General features: G+C 74.1%; 21 protein-coding genes and 1 pseudogene. 9 read left to right on the top strand and 13 right to left on the bottom strand.

Going from position 1 to position 20,258, the window contains the following annotated elements; genetic code table 11:
- Window positions 1-29 precede the first annotated feature (29 nt).
- The 3 genes from ABZ793_RS16335 to ABZ793_RS16325 are packed head-to-tail and all read left to right on the top strand — an operon-like array spanning window position 30 to window position 1,977.
- Entirely contained in the window at window positions 30-344 is a 315-nt protein-coding gene (locus ABZ793_RS16335; protein ID WP_350706959.1) for a DUF2516 family protein, read from the top strand.
- On the top strand, window positions 341-1,228 hold the full coding sequence (locus ABZ793_RS16330; protein WP_350706961.1) for an alpha/beta hydrolase: 888 nt from the start codon (window positions 341-343) through the stop codon (window positions 1,226-1,228). The genes ABZ793_RS16335 and ABZ793_RS16330 overlap by 4 nt, the downstream gene beginning before the upstream one ends.
- Before the next feature lie 11 nt (window positions 1,229-1,239).
- On the top strand, window positions 1,240-1,977 hold the full coding sequence (locus tag ABZ793_RS16325; protein WP_357457533.1) for an alanyl-tRNA editing protein: 738 nt from the start codon (window positions 1,240-1,242) through the stop codon (window positions 1,975-1,977).
- A 45-nt stretch (window positions 1,978-2,022) separates the two neighbouring features.
- On the opposite strand, the gene ABZ793_RS16320 is transcribed toward ABZ793_RS16325, so the two are convergent.
- Together ABZ793_RS16320 and ABZ793_RS16315 are read right to left on the bottom strand one after the other, a co-directional pair.
- On the bottom strand, window positions 2,023-2,925 hold the full coding sequence (locus ABZ793_RS16320; RefSeq protein WP_357457531.1) for a GNAT family N-acetyltransferase: 903 nt from the start codon (window positions 2,923-2,925) through the stop codon (window positions 2,023-2,025).
- A 309-nt stretch (window positions 2,926-3,234) separates the two neighbouring features.
- Window positions 3,235-3,930: a nucleotidyltransferase domain-containing protein gene (locus tag ABZ793_RS16315; RefSeq protein WP_357457603.1), complete on the bottom strand. Its 696-nt coding sequence runs from the start codon at window positions 3,928-3,930 to the stop codon at window positions 3,235-3,237.
- A 77-nt stretch (window positions 3,931-4,007) separates the two neighbouring features.
- Here ABZ793_RS16315 and ABZ793_RS16310 point away from each other — a divergent pair, with 77 nt between their 5' ends.
- On the top strand, window positions 4,008-4,922 hold the full coding sequence (locus ABZ793_RS16310) for an SDR family oxidoreductase (protein ID WP_357457529.1): 915 nt from the start codon (window positions 4,008-4,010) through the stop codon (window positions 4,920-4,922).
- Here ABZ793_RS16310 and ABZ793_RS16305 read toward each other — a convergent pair.
- Window positions 4,913-5,920 carry a YafY family protein gene (locus tag ABZ793_RS16305; RefSeq protein ID WP_357457527.1) on the bottom strand — a complete coding sequence of 336 codons (1,008 nt, stop codon included), beginning with the start codon at window positions 5,918-5,920 and terminating at the stop codon, window positions 4,913-4,915. The two genes, ABZ793_RS16310 and ABZ793_RS16305, sit on opposite strands and share 10 nt — an antisense overlap.
- A gap of 74 nt (window positions 5,921-5,994) precedes the next feature.
- On the opposite strand from ABZ793_RS16305, the gene ABZ793_RS16300 reads away from it, so the two are divergent.
- A complete protein-coding gene (locus tag ABZ793_RS16300) occupies window positions 5,995-6,786 on the top strand; it encodes an EI24 domain-containing protein (protein WP_357457524.1) in 792 nt (263 codons plus the stop codon).
- A 24-nt stretch (window positions 6,787-6,810) separates the two neighbouring features.
- Here ABZ793_RS16300 and ABZ793_RS16295 read toward each other — a convergent pair.
- The 8 genes and pseudogenes from ABZ793_RS16295 to ABZ793_RS16260 all read right to left on the bottom strand — a co-directional run.
- Window positions 6,811-6,966, bottom strand: a pseudogene (locus tag ABZ793_RS16295) (GNAT family N-acetyltransferase); the annotation flags it as partial.
- 22 nt (window positions 6,967-6,988) lie between these two features.
- Complete coding sequence (locus ABZ793_RS16290) at window positions 6,989-7,402, bottom strand: RidA family protein (protein WP_357457522.1); 414 nt, start codon at window positions 7,400-7,402, stop codon at window positions 6,989-6,991.
- A gap of 91 nt (window positions 7,403-7,493) precedes the next feature.
- Window positions 7,494-8,501 carry a LacI family DNA-binding transcriptional regulator gene (locus ABZ793_RS16285; protein ID WP_350706977.1) on the bottom strand — a complete coding sequence of 336 codons (1,008 nt, stop codon included), beginning with the start codon at window positions 8,499-8,501 and terminating at the stop codon, window positions 7,494-7,496.
- Window positions 8,502-8,520: 19 nt separating this feature from the next.
- Entirely contained in the window at window positions 8,521-9,900 is a 1,380-nt protein-coding gene (locus ABZ793_RS16280; RefSeq protein ID WP_357457519.1) for a GH1 family beta-glucosidase, read from the bottom strand.
- Window positions 9,897-10,730: a carbohydrate ABC transporter permease gene (locus tag ABZ793_RS16275; protein ID WP_357457517.1), complete on the bottom strand. Its 834-nt coding sequence runs from the start codon at window positions 10,728-10,730 to the stop codon at window positions 9,897-9,899. Before ABZ793_RS16275 ends, ABZ793_RS16280 begins: the two co-directional genes overlap by 4 nt.
- Window positions 10,727-11,737 (bottom strand): sugar ABC transporter permease, encoded by a 1,011-nt coding sequence (locus ABZ793_RS16270; RefSeq protein WP_357457515.1) that lies wholly within the window; start codon window positions 11,735-11,737, stop codon window positions 10,727-10,729. The genes ABZ793_RS16275 and ABZ793_RS16270 overlap by 4 nt, the downstream gene beginning before the upstream one ends.
- Before the next feature lie 76 nt (window positions 11,738-11,813).
- A complete protein-coding gene (locus ABZ793_RS16265) occupies window positions 11,814-13,118 on the bottom strand; it encodes an extracellular solute-binding protein (RefSeq protein WP_357457513.1) in 1,305 nt (434 codons plus the stop codon).
- 300 nt (window positions 13,119-13,418) lie between these two features.
- The gene (locus ABZ793_RS16260; protein ID WP_357457511.1) at window positions 13,419-14,180 is read right to left on the bottom strand and encodes a maleylpyruvate isomerase family mycothiol-dependent enzyme; all 762 of its coding nucleotides are present in this window, start codon (window positions 14,178-14,180) and stop codon (window positions 13,419-13,421) included.
- Between the two features lie 70 nt (window positions 14,181-14,250).
- On the opposite strand from ABZ793_RS16260, the gene ABZ793_RS16255 reads away from it, so the two are divergent.
- A complete protein-coding gene (locus ABZ793_RS16255) occupies window positions 14,251-15,342 on the top strand; it encodes a UDP-N-acetylmuramate dehydrogenase (RefSeq protein WP_357457509.1) in 1,092 nt (363 codons plus the stop codon).
- Between the two features lie 25 nt (window positions 15,343-15,367).
- On the opposite strand, the gene ABZ793_RS16250 is transcribed toward ABZ793_RS16255, so the two are convergent.
- Together ABZ793_RS16250 and ABZ793_RS16245 are read right to left on the bottom strand one after the other, a co-directional pair.
- Window positions 15,368-16,165 carry a class I SAM-dependent methyltransferase gene (locus tag ABZ793_RS16250; protein WP_357457507.1) on the bottom strand — a complete coding sequence of 266 codons (798 nt, stop codon included), beginning with the start codon at window positions 16,163-16,165 and terminating at the stop codon, window positions 15,368-15,370.
- Between the two features lie 19 nt (window positions 16,166-16,184).
- Entirely contained in the window at window positions 16,185-16,949 is a 765-nt protein-coding gene (locus tag ABZ793_RS16245) for an SDR family NAD(P)-dependent oxidoreductase (protein ID WP_357457505.1), read from the bottom strand.
- 182 nt (window positions 16,950-17,131) lie between these two features.
- Here ABZ793_RS16245 and mshA point away from each other — a divergent pair, with 182 nt between their 5' ends.
- The 3 genes from mshA (at window position 17,132) to ABZ793_RS16230 (ending at window position 20,213) form a co-directional block, all read left to right on the top strand.
- Window positions 17,132-18,487 (top strand): D-inositol-3-phosphate glycosyltransferase, encoded by a 1,356-nt coding sequence (mshA, locus tag ABZ793_RS16240; RefSeq protein ID WP_357457503.1) that lies wholly within the window; start codon window positions 17,132-17,134, stop codon window positions 18,485-18,487.
- A gap of 74 nt (window positions 18,488-18,561) precedes the next feature.
- Entirely contained in the window at window positions 18,562-19,149 is a 588-nt protein-coding gene (locus ABZ793_RS16235) for a YbjN domain-containing protein (protein WP_357457501.1), read from the top strand.
- 191 nt (window positions 19,150-19,340) lie between these two features.
- On the top strand, window positions 19,341-20,213 hold the full coding sequence (locus ABZ793_RS16230; protein ID WP_357457601.1) for a hypothetical protein: 873 nt from the start codon (window positions 19,341-19,343) through the stop codon (window positions 20,211-20,213).
- Window positions 20,214-20,258 lie beyond the last annotated feature (45 nt).

The raw sequence follows: 20,258 nt of genomic DNA, 5'->3' as shown, positions 1-20,258 counted from the left end.
TCCGGGGTCGCCGGCATAAGCTTGCCGTCATGGCCCACGCCGCGCCGCTCTTCGCCTTCGAAGTCCGCTACGTGATCGAGCTGATCCTGCTCGTGTTCGCGTTGATCGTGCAGGGCGTCGCCCTGGTGCACGCCATCACCCAGCGCTCCGACGCCTTCGCCGCCATCGGCACCCTGCCCAAGGGAGGCTGGGTCGCCATCCTGGCCGTCTGCCTGGTGCTGACCCTGCTCGGCTTCGGCCCGATCAGCCTCTTCGGCCTGATCGGCATCGCGGCGGGCCTCATCTACCTGCTCGACGTCCGGGTCGGCCTGCGCGACCTGAGCGACGGCAGAGGGTCCTGGTGAGAGGTTTCCGCTGGCCGCCCCCGCCGGACGGCGGACCCCGCACCTGGGGGCCCGGCCCCGGTGCCCCGCGCACCGGCAGGCCGGCCCTGCCCGAGCCGGAGACCGAGCTGGTCGCCACGCCGCACGGCGTACGGCTGGAGCAGCTCGTCACCGGGGCGGGCGACCCGACCACCGTGTTCGCCCACGGGCTGGGCAACGGCATCGCCACCACCCGGCCGTTCGGCAGCGGGGTGACCGGCCGCAAGCTCTTCTTCCAGTTCCGCGGGCACGGCCGCTCCGACGCGCCGCCCGGCCCGTGGAGCTACCTGGACCTCGCCCGCGACCTGCGCGCGGTCGCCGACCTGGGCGGCGCCACCCGGGCCTTCGGCGCCAGCCTCGGCGCGGGTGCGCTCTGCCGGCTGCTCGCCGAGAGCCCCGAACGCTTCGAACGGCTGGTCTTCTTCCTGCCGGCGGTGCTGGACCGGCCGCGCGGCGAGGTCGCCCGATCCCGGCTGACCGAGCTGTTCGACGCCGTGGAGAGCGGGGACGCCTCCGCCGTCGCCGACGTGGTCCAGGCGGAGCTGCCGCCGGCGGTGCGCAACACCCCGGCCGGCTGGGCCTACCTGCGCCAGCGGCTCGACCAGCTCCTCCGCGACGGGCTCGCCCCCGGGCTCGCCAGCCTGCCCGAGCAGGCGCCGCTGCGCGACGCCGGGTCGCTGGCCGCGGTCACCGCGCCCGCCCTGGTGATCGGCTGCGCCGGCGACGACCTGCACCCGGCCGAGGTCGCCGAGCAGCTCGCGGCCGCGCTGCCCCGGGCCACCCTGCACGTGTACGACCGGCCCGGCGTCCTCTGGACCGAACGCGCCGACCTGCGCAGCCGGATATCCGCCTTCCTCAACGAGTAAGGTGCCCTGACATGGGCGTCACACACCACGGTCGTACGCACCGGCTGGACCTCGCCGACCCGACGCTGCGGGAGTGGGAGTGCACCGTGCTGCACGCCGACCCGGAGCAGGGCATCGTGCTGGACCGGTCGGCGTTCTACCCGGGCGGTGGCGGACAGCCGCCGGACCACGGCGTACTGCTCTGGCAGGGGGTGCAGACCCGGATCGTCGGCACCCGCAAGGGCGACGACCTCTGGCTGATCCCGGCCGAGGGCGACCCGCTGCCGCCGGCCGGCACCGCGGTGACCGGTGCTGTCGAGGACGAGCGGCGCACCCGGCTGATGCGGACCCACTCCGGGCTGCACGTGCTCTGCGGAGTGGTGTTCCGCGACTTCGGCGCGCTCGTCACTGGCGGCAACATGGAGCCGGGCGAGGCCCGGATGGACTTCAACCTGCCCGAGGTGCCGCCCGACTTCAAGAGCCGCATCGAGGAGCTGGTCAACGCCGAGGTGGCCGCCGACCGGGCGGTCGCCGTGCGGGTGCTGCCCCGGGCCGAGGCGCTCGCCCTGCCGGACATCATCCGGACCCAGTCCAACCTGATCCCGCCGGACGAGCAGGAGGTCCGGATCGACGACATCGTCGGGCTGGACGTCCAGGCCGACGGCGGCACGCACGTCGCCTCCACCGCCCAGATCGGCAAGGTGCAGGTGGTCAAGGTGGAGAGCAAGGGCCGCGCCAACCGCCGCGTCCGCGTACGGCTGACTGACTGACCCGGTGGCTCCCGGCGCCGGACACCGACGCCGGGAGCCGAGCCGTCACACCAGGTCGATCCGTTCCCGCTCGATCGGGTAGCCCGCCCTGGCGAAGGTGGCGGCCATCGGGTGGTTCGTCTGGTCGGTGGCCGCCACGATCTCCTTCACCCCCGCCTCGACCAGCAGGTTGGTGGCCTCGACCAACAGGTCGTACGCGTACCCGTGCCCGCGCTGCTCGGGCACCACGCCGACGAAGCCGACGATCGGGTCGCTGTGGTTGCGGGCCGGCACGGTGACGCCGACCAGTTCGCCCTCGGGCGTCCAGGCCAGCCGCCACCAGTCGCGCGGGCTCGGCAGCCAGCGCAACAGGTCGAGTTCCTCCTGCGCCGCCGCGTCCGGCCCGTGCTCGGCGGCGGTGTGCCGGGCGTGCGCGTCGAGGCTCTCCTCGCCCACCCGGCGCAGCACGTCGAGGATCACGGCGTCGTCCGGCTCCGGTCGGAACTCCAGCCGGCCGGGACGGGCGGGCAGCCCGCACTCCGGCTTCCAGCGGTAGCGGTACCGCTCGACGAGCACCGACATGCCGGCTGCCGTCGCGGCTTCGATCCGGGCCTCGGCCTGGGCGCGGACTGCCGGGTCGTCCCGCCAGCCGGGCGGCACCGAGAGCGAGTACTCGGCCCGCAGCGGCGCGGTCCGGAGCAGCCGGACCGCCGCCTCCCGGTCGGTGAAGTCGAACCAGTCGAGGGCCAGCGGCGCGACGTCGTCCGGCCCGCCCCACCAGGCGGCGCGGGCCACCACCACGTCGCCGCGCAGGGCCACCCAGCTCCACTCGGGACGGTACTGGCCGTCGGCGGCCATGTCGGAGTAGTTCTCGCCGAACGCGGCGCGGCCCACCAGCCCGGGGTCGGGCAGCGAGTCGAACAGTTTTTCCTCGCCCACGGTGAGCGGGCGGATGACCAGGTCGGTCATGGGGATCCTTCCGGGTACGACGTGCTCCCGGGTCAGGACCGTGGCGTCCTCGCGGCCGGGTGGGAGCACAGCGATGTCGTGATGGACACGGTGCCCACCTCCCTTCCAAGATCGAGGACGCCCGAGCAGACTAACAGCCCGCTCCGGCCGGCCCAACCGCATTTGCGGCCCGGTCCGGCGGACGGCCGGATCCTCGGCGCGGCGGGGTTTCCGGCGGGCTCAGCACGGGGCGCAGTGGGTCGGCCAACTGCGCAGACCCGCCCTGCCGCGCCCTGTCGAGCTGCCCCACCCGGGGAGCGGGGGCGCGGCTCAGGGCACGGTCAGCCCGGGCGGCAGGTGGGCGGCGCGGACGTCGAGCAGCCAGCGTTCCACGGTGGCCTCGTCGGGGCGGTCCGGCAGCGGGGAGCGGGCGCGGTCGAAGTCGCGTTCCGCCTCGGCGAGCAGCGTGCGCGCCTCCTCCAGTTCGCCGTCGGCCACCCGATCGCCGAATGCCCGGAACCACCCGGGGTCGGCGAGCCGGATCTCCAGCACGCCGGTCGTGTAGAGCAGCCGGCCCTGGTGCACCAGCCGGGCCAGGTGCCGGGCGTGCTTGGCGGTCCGCCGCCGCGTGTCGGCCGAGAACGTGCCGTCGCCCCGGGACTCCAGTTTGCGGAACTGCTGGCCGGCGTAGCCGAGGTAGGCGTCGCGGACGCGGGGCGCGCTGAGGAACGCCGACCGGATGGCGATCAACCGGTCGCCGAACTCCGTCCGGGTCTCGTAGCAGTCGTCCGGCAGCCAGGCCAGCTCGGTGGCGGTCGGGTTGCCGCTCAACGCGAGCCGGCACCACTTCGCGGCCTCGTGCAGGGTCGTGTCGGGGTCGGTGGTCACCACCGACTCGCGGGGCGGGCGCAGGCCGTGGAACGCGACGGTGGGCGCGGCGAAGACGCCGATCCGGTCGACGTCCGAGCCAGGACCGGCCAGCCCGTACGCGACCGAGCCGACGATGCCGGAGAGCAGCAGGTGCATGCGGGCGAGCATGACGCACCGCACCCGATGCGCGAAACCGGACTTCCGCTGTCAGGTATCGCTGACAGGCTCGCCGCATGACGACACCGCTGACAGGGAAGATCGCGCTCGTCGCCGGGGCGACACGGGGCGCCGGCCGGCAGATCGCCGTCCAGTTGGGCGCGGCCGGCGCCACCGTCTACGCGACCGGCCGCAGCAGCCGGGCGGGCCGCTCCGAGATGGACCGGCCGGAGACCATCGAGGAGACCGCCGAGCTGGTCACGGCGGCCGGCGGCACCGGCATCGCCGTCCGGGTCGACCACCTCGTGCCCGAGCAGGTCCGCGACCTGGTCGCGCGGATCGACGCCGAGCAGGGCCGGCTCGACGTGCTGGTGAACGACATCTGGGGCGGCGACCCGCTGATCACCTGGGAGAAGCCGGTCTGGGAGCAGCCGCTGGACGCCGGCTTCCGCACCCTGCGGCTGGCGGTCGACACGCACATCATCACCAGTCACTTCGCCCTGCCGCTGCTGATCCGCCGCCCCGGCGGCCTGGTGGTGGAGGTCGGCGACGGCACCAGGGAGTACAACGACGCCAACTACCGGCTCTCGGTCTTCTACGACCTCGCCAAGGTCTCGGTGAACCGGCTCGCGGCGAGTTGGGCGCACGAGGTGGCGCCGCACGGGTGCACCGCCGTCGCGCTGACCCCGGGCTGGCTGCGGTCGGAGGCGATGCTGGAGCACTTCGGGGTCACCGAGGAGAACTGGCGGGACGCCCTGGACAAGCAGCCGCACTTCGCCATCTCGGAATCGCCGGCGTTCGTCGGGCGCGCGGTGGCCGCCCTGGCCGCCGACGAGGACCGGGCCCGCTGGAACGGACGGTCCGTGTCCAGCGGCGAGCTGGCCAAGGTGTACGGCTTCACCGACCTCGACGGCAGCCGGCCGGACGCCTGGCGGTACATGGTCGAGGTGCAGGACCCGGGCAAGCCGGCCGACGTCACCGGCTACCGCTGAGCGGAGGCGTCCCGCCCGGGCGGGGGCGGCGTGGCGTAGAGCTCGGCGGACCGCCGGGCCGCGTCGGCCAGCCGCGCCCGCAGCTCGGGCGGGTCGAGCACCTCCACCTCGGGGCCGAGCCCGAGCAACTGCTGGTACGCCACGTCGACGGACTCGACGGGCAGCCGGGTCACCACCCGGCCCTGCCCGTCGGGCCCGTCGGCGGCGGCGACCGCCTCGTCGTACGCGAAGGGGGCGTCGGCCAGGTGCCGGAGCTGGCGCAGGCCGGCGGGGCTCAGCCGGACGGTGACCCGGTCCCGCAGCATGCTCCGGAGGAACGTCTCGGCCTGCTCCCGCCAGTACCGGGCCAGGTCGAAGCCCTCGTCCCGGTCGAACGTCTCCCCGCTCACCGCGACGTCGGTCACCCGGTCCACCCGGTACGTGCGCACGTCGTCGCCGACCCGGCCGACCAGGTACCAGACGCCGCTCTTGAGCACGAGCCCGTACGGCCACACGGTCCGCGTCACCTCGCGGTCGCCGCGCCGGTAGCGCAGCTCGACCACCCGGTCCCGCCAGACCGCCCCGGCCAGCTCGGTCAGCCACGGCGGCGGCCCCACCTCCCGGAACCAGCCCGGCACGTCCAGGTGGAACCGCTGCCCGGTGCGGGCCGGCGCGTCGCGCAGCGCGGGCGGCAGCGCGGCCAGCACCTTCAACTCGGCCGAGGCCACCGCGTCGGCGAGCCCCATGTCGCCGGCCGGCCCGCGCAGTCCGGCCAGGAAGAGCGCCTCCGCCTCGTCCCGGGTCAGCCCGGTCAACCGGGTCCGGTAGCCGCCGAGCAGCCGGTAGCCGCCGGCCCGGCCCCGGTCGGAGTAGACCGGCACCCCGGCGGCGGAGAGCGCCAGCACGTCCCGGTAGACGGTCCGCTCGGACACCTCCAACTCCCGCGCCAGCTCGGCCGCGGTCATCGTCTCCCGCGCCTGGAGCAGCAACACCAACGAGATCAACCGGGCCGCCCGCACCCGTCCATCCTGCCCCGATGCCGTACGGCCGCTGTCGGGGCGTCGGCCGACGGCGACCACTAGGCTCTGCGGTCGTGAACGCACCCCGTATCGCCGCGCCCGTGACCGGCGCCGTCGGCCGGTTCTTCACCGGCGTGGGCCTGCTCCTACGCGGCCTCGGCCTCTACGTCCGCAGCCCCGGGCTGATGCTGCTCGGCGTCGTGCCGGCGCTGATCTCCGGTGTGCTCTTCGTGGCCGCGTTCGCCACCCTGGCGTACTTCGTCGACGACCTGGCCGCGCTGGTCACGCCGTTCGCCGACGACTGGTCGGCCACCTGGCGCAACCTGGTCCGGGTGGTGGCCGGGCTGGCCTTCCTCGGCATCGGCGGCCTGCTCGCGGTGGTCAGCTTCACCGCGGTCACCCTGGTCATCGGCGACCCGTTCTACGAGAAGATCTCCGAACGGGTCGAGGAGCGCCTCGGCGGCACGCCCGGCGCGGTCGACGTGCCGTTCTGGCCGTCGCTGCGGCGCAGCCTCGCCGACTCGGTACGGCTGGTGGGCCTGTCGGTGCTGTTCGGCATCCCGCTCTTCGCCGCCGGGTTCGTCCCGGTGGTCGGCCAGACCGTGGTGCCGGTGATCGGCGCGGCGGTCGGCGGCTGGCTGCTCGCCGTGGAACTGGTCGGCGCCCCCTTCTACCGGCGCGGGATGCGGCTGCCGGAGCGCCGGTCGATCCTCAAGGCGGACCGGCCGACCACGCTCGGCTTCGGGGTGGCGGTCTTCGTCTGCTTCCTGATCCCGCTCGGCGCGGTGCTGGTCATGCCGGCCGCCGTCGCCGGGGCGACCCTGCTGGCCCGCCGCTCGCTCGGCCAGCCCATCACGGAGGGCTGATCCACCGGCGGGGCTGTCAGGACAGCGCCCCCGGTGCGCCGGCAGCGTGCCGGTGTAGTCCGACCACATCCGGTCGCCGTCCCGCTTGACGAGGCTGAACGCCACCACCTCGCCGCCGACCTCGGCCGCCGGGCTGGCCGCGCGGTCCAGGCCCAGGTTGTCCCAGAACTCGGAGCGCCAGCGGGCGGTCCGGACCCGCACGTCAGGCCGCTCCGCGTACGGCGGCGACGGCCTCGACCTCGACGAGCTGGTCGGAGTAGCCGAGCACGGCCACCCCGAGCAGGGTGCTGGGCGGCTCGTGGTCGCCGAACGCGTCCCGGACCACCCCCCACACGGCCACCAGGTCGGCCTGGCGGGACGACGCCACGTAGACGGTGGTCTTGACGACGTCGGTGAGCCGGGCGCCGGCCGCCGCGAGGGCGGTCTCCAGGTTGGCCATCACCTGCCGGGCCTGGCCGACCGGGTCGCCCGGCGCGACGGTCCGCCCCTCGGCGTCGAGCGGGCAGGAGCCGGCGGTGAAGACGAGCCGGGCCGGCGGCTCGACCGTGGCCGCGTACGCGTACTCGGCGACGTCGGAGAGGGCGGGGACGCGGATCAGGCGGGTCGGCGCGGTCACGCCGGCGAGGCTACCGCCGGGCGCGCGGCGGCTCGACCGGATATCCGCCCGGTCCGGACGGACGATCTCCCACAGCGGACCCGCCGACGCGTCAGGCCGACTCGCGGACCACCAGCTCGGTGGGGAGCACGACGGCCCGCTCGATCGCCTCCCCGGCGGCCAGCCGCAGCAGCAGCCGGGTCATCCGCCGGCCGAGCTCCACGATCGGCTGGCGGACGGTGGTCAGCGGGGGCTCGGTGTACGCGGCCGTCTCGATGTCGTCGAAGCCGATCACCGCCACGTCGTCCGGCACCCGCCGCCCCGCCTCGCGCAGCGCCCGCAGGGCGGCGTGCGCCATCAGGTCGGAGGCGGCGAAGACCGCGTCCAGGTCGGGGTGCTCGGCGAGGAGCTGCCGCATCGCCGTCGTCCCGGACTCGCGGGTGAAGTCGCCGGTCGCCACCAGCTCCGGCAGCCCGGCCTCGGCGACCGTGTTCCGGTAGCCGGTGAGCCGCTCGATGCCGGCCACCATGTCCTGCGGGCCGGCGATGGTGGCGATCCGCCGGCGACCGCCCGCGATCAGGTGCCGGACCGCCGTGGTCACCCCGCCGACGTGGTCGACGTCGACGTACGGCACGTCGGCGCCGTCGAGCGGGCGACCGCTGCACACCACCGGGATGCCCAGCCGGGCGAGCCGGCCGGGCAGCGGGTCCTCGCCGTGCAGCGAGGCGAAGAGCACCCCGTCCACGTGCCGCCCGGTGGTGTAGCGCTCCACCCGGTCGTGCCCGGCGGGCGAGCCGGCCAGCATCAGCACGAGCTGCTTGTCGGCGGCCTCCAGCTCCTGGGCGGCGCCCCGGATGATCCCCGGGAACACCTGGTCGTCGGAGAAGACCCGGGTGGCGGCCTCCGGCAGCACCAGGGCGACCGAGTCGGTCCGCTGGGTGACCAGGCTGCGGGCGGCCAGGTTCGGCACGTACCCCAGCTCGGCCACCGCCCGGCGGACCGCCTCCTGGATCGGCTCGGCGACGGTCGTGGAGCCGTTCACCACCCGGGAGACGGTCGCCCGCGAGACCCCCGCCCGCCGGGCCACCGCCTCCAGTGTCGGCCGCTGCGCCGTCGTCATCCCCGTTACCACCGCCTCGTCACAGCCCGTTCCGGGAGATCACCTCCTGGTACCACCGGGCGCTGGACTTCGGTGTGCGGCGCTGGGTCAGGTAGTCGACGTGGATGATCCCGAACCGTCGGCGGTAACCCTCGGCCCACTCGAAGTTGTCCAACAACGACCATACGAGATAGCCCCGCAGGTCCACCCCGCGGGAGATCGCCTCGTGCGCGGCGCGCAGGTGCCCGTCGAGGTAGGCGATCCGGTCGGCGTCGACCACCTGCCCGGCGCCGTCGGGGGCGTCGGCGCCGGCCTTGTCGGGAAACGCGGCGCCGTTCTCGGTGACCATCAGCGGCACGCCGGGGTAGTCGGTGGCGAGCCGCTCCAGCAGCCGGGTCAGCCCGGCCGGCTCGATCATCCAGCCCATGTCGGTCAGCGGCCCGACCGGCGGCAGGAACTCGACGGCGCCGTCGGTGCCCGGGTACGCGCTGCCGCCCGCGCCGTCCGGCCGGCCGGCGACGTAGGTGGGCGCGTAGTAGTTGACCCCGAGCAGGTCGATCGGGGCGGCGATCAGCTTCTCGTCGCCGTCCCGGACGAACGTCGGCTCGACGATCCGGGCCACGTGCTCCAGCACGTCCTCCGGGTAGGCCGCCCGCAGCAGCGGGTCGAGGAAGATCCGGTTGTGCAGGCCGTCCACCAGGCGGACCGCCGCCGCGTCGGCGGCGCTGTCGGGGTCGGCGGGGCGCACGTCGGCCGGGTTGAGGGTGATCCCGACGGTCTCCGCGCCGGCGGCGCGCAGCGCGCGGGCCGCCAGCCCGTGCCCGAGCAGCAGATGGTGTACGGCGGCGAAGGCCGCGCCCGGGTCCCGCCCGCCGGGGGCGTGCACCCCGTTGCCGTAGCCCAGGTACGCCGAGCACCACGGCTCGTTGAGCGTGGTCCAGGTGCGTACCCGGTCGCCGAGCCGGGCGTGCACCGCCGTGGCGTACGTGGCGAGGTGCTCGGCGGTCTCCCGGTTGGTCCAGCCGCCCCGGTCCTGGAGGGTCTGCGGCAGGTCCCAGTGGTAGAGCGTGACGATCGGGTCGATGCCCCGGTCCAGCAGCGAGTCCGTGAGCCGGTCGTAGAAGTCCAGGCCGCGCGGGTTGACCGGGCCGGTGCCGTCGGGCTGGATCCGCGGCCAGGCCACCGAGAAGCGGTACGCCCGCAACCCCAGCTCCGCCATCAGCGCCACGTCGTCGGCGTACCGGTGATAGTGGTCGCAGGCCACGTCGCCGGTGTGCCCCTGGTGGACCTTGCCCGGCGTACGGCTGAAGGTGTCCCAGATCGACGGGCCGCGACCGTCGGCGGTGGCCGCGCCCTCGATCTGGTACGCGGCGGTCGCCGCGCCCCAGACGAAGTTCTCGGGGAATCGCAGAGTGCTCACGCCTTGACCGCACCTTCCATGATGCCGCCGATGATCTGGCGGCCGAACAGGACGAAGACCAGGAGCAGCGGAAGGGTGGCGATGGCCGTCCCCGTGAACACCTGGGACATGTCGGTGTAGTACCCGTCGGAGAGGGTGCGCAACGCCAGCTGCACGGTCGGGTTCTCCGGATCGTTGAGGACGGCGTACGGCCAGAGGAAGTCGTTCCAGGTCGTCATGAAGGTGAGCAGCCCGAGCACGGCGGCGGCCGGGCGCAGCGCCGGCAGCACCACGTTCCAGTAGATCCGCGCGGTGTTGCAGCCGTCCACCCGGGCCGCCTCGATCAGCTCGTTGCTGACGGCCTGGCCGGCGTACTGCCGCATCATGAACACCCCGAAGCCGGTGACCAGGGCCGGCACGATCACCGCCGGCAGCCGGTCGTTCCAGTTCAGCCTGGTCATCAGCAGGTAGAGCGGGATGACGCCGAGCTGGGTGGGCACCATCATCGTCGCGATGATCACCATGAGCAGCGCGTTGCGGCCCCGGAACCGCAGCTTGGCGAAGGCGAACCCGGCCAGCGTGGAGAAGAAGACCACCGAGACGGTGACCGTGGTCGCCACGACCGCCGAGTTGACCAGGCCGGTGACGAAGTACGCGTCGGTGTTGCCGAGCAGTCGGGAGACGTTCGCGCCGAGGTTGCCGCCGGGGGTGACCGGGGGCGGGAGCTGGCCCATCGCGTCGTTGGAGCGGCTCGCCACCACGAACATCCAGTAGATCGGGAAGACCGAGAGAACCGCGGCGGCGATCAGCGCGGCGTAGGTGAGCCGGCTGGCGGCCCAGAGGCGGGTCATCGGGGTCCTTCCGTCGGCCTCGCGTCCACCTTCGGGGGCCGTGCGGCGCCGAGCCGGCGCAGGAGCAGCACGTTGACCGCCGCGACGACCGCGATCAGCGCGAAGAGCAGCCACGCCACCGCCGAGCCGTACCCGAAGTTGTAGTGGGGCGCGAAGGCGTTCTCGAACATGTACATGGTCACGGTCTGCGACTCCCGCAGCGGTCCGCCGCGGATCGGGTTGGTCCCGGAGTGGAAGAGCCGGGGCTCGGTGAAGAGCTGGAGCCCGCCGATGGTGGAGATGATGACGGTGAAGATGATCGTCGGCTTGAGCAGCGGCACGGTGATCGACCAGAACTGCCGGGCCCGGCCGGCGCCGTCGAGGGCGGCCGACTCGTACAGGTCGCGCGGGACGGCCTGCATCGCGGCCAGGAAGATCAGCGCGTTGTAGCCGGTCCACCGCCAGTCGACCATCGCCGAGATGGCCACCCAGGACGCGAACCTGTTCGACTTCCACTCGACGGCGTCGATCCCGACCAGGTCGAGCAGCCAGTTGACCATGCCGAACTCGCGGCCGAAGAGCACCCCGAAGACGATCGCGACGGCGGCGGTCGAGGTGATGTTGGGGATCAGCACCGCCATCCGGAACGTCGTCCGGGCCCGCAACCGCCGGTTGAGCAGGTTGGCCAGCCAGAGCGCGGCCAGCAGCTGCGGGACGGTGGAGGTGACGAAGATGCCGAGGGTGTTGACCACCGCGTGCCAGAAGTCGGTGTCCGCCAGCAGTCGGCTGTAGTTGTCGAGGCCGACGAACGGGTGGTCGCTGCCGAGCAGGTCCCAGTCGTGCAGCGAGACCCAGAACGTGTAGGCCAGCGGGTAGACCCCGAACACCGCGAAGAGCACGAAGAACGGGGCGATGAACAGGTAGGGCGAGAACCTCGTGTCGAGGCGGCTGAGCCGCGTCCCCGGCGTACGCCGGCCGGTGCGGGGCGCCGGTGCCACCGGCGGGCGCGCGTCGAGCTGGGCGGTCATGCCCGAACCACTCCTTTCCCGGGTGCGGGCGGGACCGGCGCCCCCGGCGCCCACCCGCCCGCACTCCCGGCTCGGGCTACTTGGCGGCGGCCTTCTTCGCGTTGTTCACCGCGTCCGTCCAGCCCTGTTCGGGGCTCCGCTGACCGAGTTCGACCGTGCGGACGGCGTTCTCGACCTCGGTGCGGACGGCCTGGTTCTTCGGCCCCATGTAGACCGGCTTGAGGGTCTTGGCGCCCTCGCCGAAGATCTGCCCCACCGGGGCGTCCGAGAAGTACGCGTTCTTGGCGTCGACGACCGCCGGGTCGGCCAGCGCCTGCGGCGAGGAGGGCAGCGGTCCCTTGGCCTTGAACGCCCCGATCTGGCCCTTGGCGCTGGTCAGGAACTTCGCCAGCTCGATCGCCTCGGCGCGGTGCTTGCTCTGGGCGGGCACGGCGAGCCACGACCCGCCCCAGTTGCCGCCGTTGCCGGGCACCCGGGCGATGTCCCACTTGCCCTTGGCCTCGGCGCCCGCGTTGCCCTCGATGACGCCGGTCATCCAGGCCGGGCAGGCGATGGTGGCGAACTTGGCCTGCTTGAAGGCCGAGACCCACTCCTCGGACCAGGAGCCGTACCTGCCGGACAGCCCGGAGTCGATGATGTCCATCGTGGTGTCCCAGGCCTGCCGGACCGCGGGGTTGCTGTCCACCACCAGGTTGCCGGCGGTGTCGTAGTAGTGGTAGCCCTGCGCGTTGCCCGCCGTCTGGAGCACGATGGTGTTGAAGATGTTGGTCGCGGCGTCCAGGAACGAGGCGCCGGTGTTCTTCGCCTTGAACTGCTCGCCGACCTTGATGTAGTCCTGCCAGGTCGGCCAGAGCTTCGACACCTCGTCGCGCTCGGTGGGCAGGCCGGCCTTGGCGAACAGGTCCTTGCGGTAGCACATCGCCATGCCGCCGACGTCGGTGCCCAGGCCGATCAGCTTGCCGTCCTGGGTCATCCCGCCCTTCCACTTCCACTCCAGGAAGTTGCCCTGGAGTTCGGCCCCGCCGTGGTCGAGCAGGTTGACGAAGTTGTCGGGGTTGGCCTTGTACTCGACCATCAACCCCTCTTCGATGGCGACGACGTCGCCCGCGCCCTTGCCGGCGGCGAGCCACTGGGTCAGCTTCGGCGAGTAGTCGTCGAGGTTGGTGCCGGTGCCCCGCTCGACGATCTTCACGCCGGGGTGGCTGGCCATGTACTCCTTGTAGAGCTCCTCGTAGCCGAACTGGCTGAACACGTCGACCGTCAGCGTGATCTGGCCGTCGTTGGCGGGTTCGTCGCCGCCGGCGCAGCCGGCGGTGGCGAACAGCGCGGTGGCGGCGACGAGAGCCACCGCCGCCAGGCGGCGGCGCGGAAAGACACCCATATCTGTCGGACCCCTCTCAGGTCGTCTGAGGTGGTGAGGCAGGTGGCGGAGCGGAGCTGAGAGAGCGCTCTCACGACAGGGTGGTGCCTGGTGGGGGCGGTGTCAAGAGAGCGCTCTCAATACCGTGCGGAGACCGCCGCCGCCGGGCTGGCCACGGACCGGGCGGCCGGGACGGAGCTGGCCGCCGACCGGAGCCGGCGAGGGCTGCGACGCCAGTGGCCGCCCCTGGGACGGGGGCGGCCACTGGCGGACGTGCGGCGGGACCGCGCGGAGCCCTCGGGCCCCGGCTCCGCGTGGAGGTCAGCCGACGCGCAGACCCTCGAGCAGGGTGGGATCGCCGGCCACGTCGAGCGTGTCGAAGCTGACCCGGCCCCAGAGCGCGAGCAGCAGGTCGCTCGCCGTGCCGCTGACCTGCGCCCGGGCGTGGTGGTCGTCGTGGTCGAAGATGGTGGCGGTGTCCAGCAGGGCCACCCCCTCGCCGCGCAGCCGGAGGAACCACTGCTGGGCGGCGTCGACCGCAGAGAGCTGCACCACCCCGTGCCACTGGCCGGCGGTGCGGCGCCGGCCGGCGGGCAGCCAGGTGTCCAGCACCTCGCTCACCCCGTCGGCGGCGAGCTTGGCCTCGACCGGCTCACCGGCGGCGATCGCCAGCTGGGCGTCCCAGCGGTGCACCGCGGTCTCGTGCGCCATCCGGCGCGGCCAGAAGCCCGCCTTCTTCGGCTGGGGGGCCCAGTTCCAGGCCGGGGCCTCCGGGTCGAGGGCGTCGAAGAGGGTCATCAGCTGGTCGTACTCCTGCTGCCAGAGCCGGAGCGGGGCGACGCCGGCCTCCGGCTCGATCCGCTCGGGCCGGCCCGGCGGCCGCGTGGCCACGCCGGCCCCCGCGAACGAGCGCACCCAGCGGTAGATGGCGGCGAGGTGCAGGGTCAGGTCGGCGACGGTCCAGCCGGGACAGGACAGCACCGGGGTCTCCGGTGGCGCCTCCGCCACGGCCGCGGCGAACGCCGGGCCCTCCGCCCGGAGCGCACCGATCCAGAAGTCCTTCGTGCCGTGCAGTCTGCTCATCGCCATCCTCCCGGGGGTGACCGGGCCACCAGTGGGCGCCGCGGCTACCCCTCAGCCTAGGGTGAAAGGCGTGTCTGACGTCTACGCCCAGCCGACAACCGGCACCGAACCCGCCGCTACGTGCGAACTGGCGCGATACACCACATTGCGCCTGGGTGGACCGGCCGGACGCGTCGTGGCCGGCACCGACGCGGACGAGATCGTCCGGGCGGTGCGGGAGGCGGGCGAACGGGACGAGCCGGTCCTGGTCCTCGCCGGCGGCAGCAACGTGGTGATCGGCGACGCCGGCTTCCCCGGCACCGTGGTCCTGGTCCGCTCCCGGGGCCTCCGGGTGGTCGACGAGGACGCCGCGACGGTCACCGTACGCGTCGAGGCCGGCGAGCCCTGGGACGACCTGGTCGCCGCCACCGTGGCCAACGGCTGGTCCGGTCTGGAATGCCTCTCCGGCATCCCCGGCTCGACCGGAGCCACCCCGATCCAGAACGTCGGCGCGTACGGGCAGGAGGTCGCCGAGACCATCACCGGCGTACGGGTCCACGACCGGGTCGACGGGACGGTCGGGCGGATCGCCGCCGCCGACTGCGGCTTCGCCTACCGCTCCAGCATCTTCAAGTACAGCGACCGCTGGGTGGTGCTGTCGGTCGACTTCCGGCTGGCCCGCTCGCCGCTGTCCGGCCCGGTGCGCTACGCCGAGCTGGCCCGGGCGCTCGGCGTGGAGGTGGGGGACCGGGTGCCGCTGGCCGACGCCCGGGCCACGGTGCTGCGGCTGCGCGCCGGCAAGGGCATGGTGCTCGACGCGGCCGACCCGGACACCCGGTCGGTCGGCTCGTTCTTCACCAACCCGGTGCTGGACCGCGCGGCGTACGAGCTGCTGCGCGAGCGCGCCGCCGACCTGGGCGAGCCGCCGTCGTGGCCCTGCCCGGGGGACATGGTGAAGATCAGCGCGGCCTGGCTGATCGACAAGGCCGGCTTCGGCAAGGGCCACCCGGGCCCGGAGGGCACCGCCATCTCCGGCAAGCACACCCTCGCCCTGACCAACCGCGGCGGCACCGCCAGCACCGCCGCCCTGGTCGAGCTGGCCCGGGAGATCCGCGACGGCGTCCACCGCCGCTTCGGCGTCACCCTCCACCCCGAACCCGTCCTCGTCAACTGCACCATCTGATGCGCGCCCCCGGCGGCTGGCGCGGTCAGGCGGGGGAGACGGCGGGCCAGGGGAGGGTGAGTTCGCCGTGGCGCCAGCGGCGGGGGCCGTCGAGGATCGGCCAGCCCGACGCGCGTACGGCGGACACCGCGTGGAGCCAGCGCTGGCGGGGGCCGAACGGGGCGTAGCCCGCGGCGGCGTGCCAGGCGTCGTCGAGCGCCCCGATCAGGTCGTGGATCCGCTCGCCGGGGACGTTGCGGTGGATGAGCGCCTTGGGCAGCCGTTCGGCCAGTTCCGCCGGGGCGCCCAGGGTGGTGAGCTTCGCGGCCAGGGTGAGCGTCCGGGGGCCGTCCGCGTCGAGCAGAACCCAGCCGCCGAGCCGGCCCAGTTCGTCGCAGGTGCCCTCCACCAGCAGCCCGCCCGGGGCCAGCGCGGCGGTCATCGTCCGCCAGGCGTCGGCCACCTCGCGCTCGTCGTACTGGCGCAGGACGTTGAACGCGCGGACCAGGGCGGGACGCAGCCCGGCCAGCTCGAACCCGCCCCGGGCGAACGTCAGCCCGGGCGGGTCGGCGGCGGGTTGGGCGGCGGCCACGCGTACGGGATCGATCTCCAGCCCGACCACCCGCACGTCGGCGCGGACCCCGGCGGCGAGCCGGGCGCGCAACTCGACGGCGGTGACCGGGGTGGCGCCGTAGCCGAGGTCCACCACCAGCGGGTCGGTGGCGTCGCGCAGCGCCTCCCCGCAGGTCTCGACGATCCAGTTGTCCACCCGGCGGAGCCGGTTGGGGTTGGTCGTCCCCCGGGTCACCACGCCGAGCGGCCGGTGCCGCGCCGTGCCCGCCATCGTCGACCGCCGGTCCGGCTCAGCCGACCCGGTGCACCTTGTGCTGGGCGGCCTGCGCCAGCGGGCGTACCACGAGACGGTCGATGTTGACGTGCTGCGGGCGGGTCGCGCACCAGGCGACGCAGTCGGCGACATCGTCGGCCACCAGCGGCTCGGCGACCCCGGCGTAGACCGCCGCCGCCTTCTCGGCGTCCCCGCCGAAGCGCACCAGCCCGAACTCGTCGGTCTTCACCATGCCGGGGTCGATCTCCACCACCCGGACGGGACGGCCGCACAACTCCAGGCGCAGGGTGCCGGCGACGGCCGTCTGCGCGTGCTTGGCGGCGGTGTAGCCGCCACCACCCTCGTACACCGTGAAGCCGGCGGTCGAGGAGACGATCACGATGGTGCCGGCCCCGGACGCCTCCAGCGCGGGCAGCAGCGCCTGGGTGACGCGCAGCGTGCCGAGCACGTTGACGTCGTACATCCACTGCCAGTCGCCGACCGATCCGGACTCGACCGGGTCCAGGCCGCGCGCGCCGCCGGCGTTGTTGACCAGCAGGGTGACCGGCCCCGGCGCGGCGGCCGCGGCCTCGGCGAGCCCGGCCACCGACTCGTCGGAGGTGACGTCGCAGGCGACGGCGGTGGCCGTGCCCCCCGCCGCCTCGATCTCCGCGATCAGGGCGGCCAACCGGTCGGTACGCCGCGCGGCGGCGAGCACGTGGAAGCCCTCGGCGGCGAGCCGGCGGGCGGTGGCCGCGCCGATCCCGCTGGACGCTCCGGTGACGACGGCGACAGAGGTCATCCGGCCATTCTCACCCGGCCGGCCGCGCCGGGCGCCCTCGGCGCGGTGATGAGGTCCGTCACGCCCGGGGGTCGCCCCCGCGCATTACAGGGGCGGGATCGGGAAGATGGCATCCGGCGAGGACGTTGTCCGAAAAGCGCCGGGCGTGCGGGACGGCATAAACCGTGACAGAGGGAGCGGACGTGGCGGAAGTGCACACCGGTGTGGGTCGTCAGCGCGGTGCGCGTCCGTGGCCCCGCCCCCGGCGGATCGCCACGCTCTCGGTGCACACCTCGCCCCTGCACCAGCCGGGCACCGGCGACGCGGGCGGCATGAACGTCTACATCCTGGAGGTCGCGCGGCGGCTCGCCGAGGCGGACGTCGAGGTGGAGATCTTCACCCGGGCGACCTCCGGCGACCTGCCCCCGGTCGTCGAGACGGCCCCCGGCGTGCATGTCCGGCACGTCACCGCCGGCCCGCTCGAAGGGCTCACGAAGGAGGAGCTGCCGGGTCAGCTCTGCGCCTTCACCGCCGGCGTGCTGCGCGCCGAGGCGTCCCGCCCACCGGGCCACTACGACCTGATCCACTCCCACTACTGGCTCTCCGGCCAGGTCGGCTGGCTGGCCAAGGAGCGCTGGGGCGTGCCGCTGGTGCACACCGCGCACACCCTGGCGAAGGTCAAGAACGCCCAGCTCGCCGCCGGGGACCGGCCGGAACCCAAGGCCCGCGTCATCGGCGAGGAGCAGGTGGTCGCCGAGGCCGACCGGCTCGTCGCGAACACCGCGGTCGAGGCCCGGGACCTGATCGACCGGTACGACGCGGACCCGACCCAGGTGGCGATCGTCGAGCCCGGCGTGGACCTGGACCGGTTCCGCCCCGCCCCGGAGGGGCACAAGCGCGCCGCCCGCCGCCGGCTCGGGCTGCCCGCCACCGGGTACGTGGTGGCCTTCGTCGGCCGCATCCAGCCGCTGAAGGCCCCGGACGTGCTCGTCCGTGCCGTGGCCGCGCTGCGCGAGCGCGACCCGGCGCTCGCCGACGAGGTGACCGTGGTGATCTGCGGCGGCCCCAGCGGCAGCGGCCTGGACCGGCCGACCGCCCTGATGGAGCTGGCCGCCTCGCTCGGCGTCGCCGACCGGGTGCGGTTCCTGCCGCCGCAGACGGGCGACGACCTGCCCGCCCTGTACCGGGCGGCCGACCTGGTGGCGGTGCCGTCGCACAACGAGTCCTTCGGGCTGGTGGCGCTGGAGGCCCAGGCCTGCGGCACGCCGGTGGTGGCCGCCGCCGTCGGCGGGCTGGTGACCGCGGTCCGGGACCAGGTCAGCGGCATGCTCGTCGACGGCCACGACCCGGTCGACTGGGCCCGTACGCTCGGCCGCCTGCTGCCCGACCGGCTCCGCCGGGCCGAGCTGTCCCGGGGCGCGGCCCGGCACGCCCGCGCGTTCTCCTGGCAGCGGACGGCCTCGGGGCTGCTCGCCGTCTACGGCGAGGCGATCGCCGCCCACCGGGCCCGGCTCGCCTCCGAGCTGGCCGGCGACGCGGCGATGTCCTGCTCCTGGTGACCGGCCCGGTCGCCGGTGGCGGGCCGTCCGCCGCCACTCCCGTGCCGGGGCGTGGGCGGCCGTAGAGTGGGCCGATGAGCGCGAAGGACGATCTGGCGGCCCTGATCGAGGCGGTCTGCGACGAGCGGGAGCTGGCCTGGGAGTCGACCGGCCCGGGCTCGTACGCGGTCACGCTGCCGGGCACCCACAAGCTGAAGACGGTCTGCAACCTGATCGTCGGTGAACACGCGCTGCGGATCGAGGCGTTCGTGATGCGCCAGCCGGACGAGCGGCGCGAGGAGCTGTGGGCCTGGCTGCTGCGACGCAACGCCCGGATGTACGGGGTGTCCTTCTCCGTCGACGCGGTCGGCGACGTCTACCTGACCGGCCGGGTCAACCCGGCGGGGATCGACGCCGACGAGCTGGACCGGCTGCTCGGCGCGGTGCTGACGTACTCCGACGAGTCCTTCGACACGATGCTGGAGATCGGCTTCGGCAGCTCGATCCGCCGGGAGTGGGAGTGGCGGGTCAAGCGGGGCGAATCCACCGCGAACCTCGCGGCGTTCGCGCACCTCTTCGAGCCGTCCCCGGCCGCCGCCGGCGCGGGCTCCGCGGGGGCCGCCGGCACCGGGGGCGGCGCTCCCGGTGCGGGTGCCCCGGCGGGAGGTTCGGACCGGTCCTGACGGGTATGCCGCACCGCGCGGCGCGGCACTTGGGACCCGCCGCGCGCCGAGGACCAACTGTCGAGGAGCGTGAGCGTCCCATGGCTCAGCGGAACAGCTCAGGTCGCGGCGGGACTGCGACCAGGACGAAACGGCAGGCGGGCAACCAGACCCCGAACACGCCGGGGATCTCCGAGTCCGACATCTCGCGGATGAAGGTGGACGAGATCCGGGGGCAGTTGCGCCGGCGCGGGGTCTCCGGGATCTCCGCGCTGCGCAAGCCGGAACTGGTGAAGACGCTGGTGCGGACCCTGCGTGCGGAGCGCCCCGCGGGCGGCGCCGCCCGCCGCAGCACCGGGCCCGCCGGCCGCGCGACGGGGACGAGGGCGGCTGCCGGCCGGGCCGCCGCCACGAAGAAGGCGGCTGCCGGACGGGCCGCGGGCAAGGCCGCCCCGAGCCGGGCGAAGGCCGCGAACAAGACCGCGCCGGCCAAGAAGGCCCCGGCCCGGAAGGCCGCCGCGAAGGCGGCCCCCGCCAAGAAGGCGGCCCCCGCCAAGAAGGCGGCGGCGAAGAAGGCCGCGCCCGCGAAGAAGACCGCGCCCGCCCGGAAGACCACCACGGCGGAGGCCCGGAAGACCACGGCGGCGAGGAAGTCCGCGCCGGCGTCGCCGCGGGCCGGCTTGGCACGCGGCGGTACGGCGACGAAGGCGACCCCGGTCCGGACCGGCCGCGCCTCCTCGCGGTCGGTGCGTTCCTCGCAGGTGATCACCTCGACCGCCGACCGGCCCGAGCGCCCCGGCCGCAGTCTGGTCACCGCGAACCACGACGTGATCCGGCGCTGGGCGCAGGAGCGCGGCGCGAAGCCGGCGACGATCGCGGGCACCGAGCGGGAGGGCCGGGCCGGCGTGCTCACGTTCAACATCCCGGGCTACCGGGAGAGCAGCCGGATACGCGAGATCACCTGGGACGAGTGGTTCCGCACCTTCGACGATCGCAAGCTGAACCTGATCTACCAGGAGCAGCTCCGCGACGGCCGGCCCAGCAACTTCTTCCGTACGGAATCCCCCGATCGTGAGGACGCCTGACGTGTTTGGGGGAATGGCCGACGGGTATCCGCTGTTGGCGACGAC

The sequence above is a fragment of the Micromonospora sp. NPDC047465 genome (genome assembly GCF_040643125.1).
Taxonomy (GTDB): domain Bacteria; phylum Actinomycetota; class Actinomycetes; order Mycobacteriales; family Micromonosporaceae; genus Micromonospora.
Note: the sequence above shows the minus strand (reverse complement) of the source record. Positions and strands in the feature narration are given on the sequence as shown.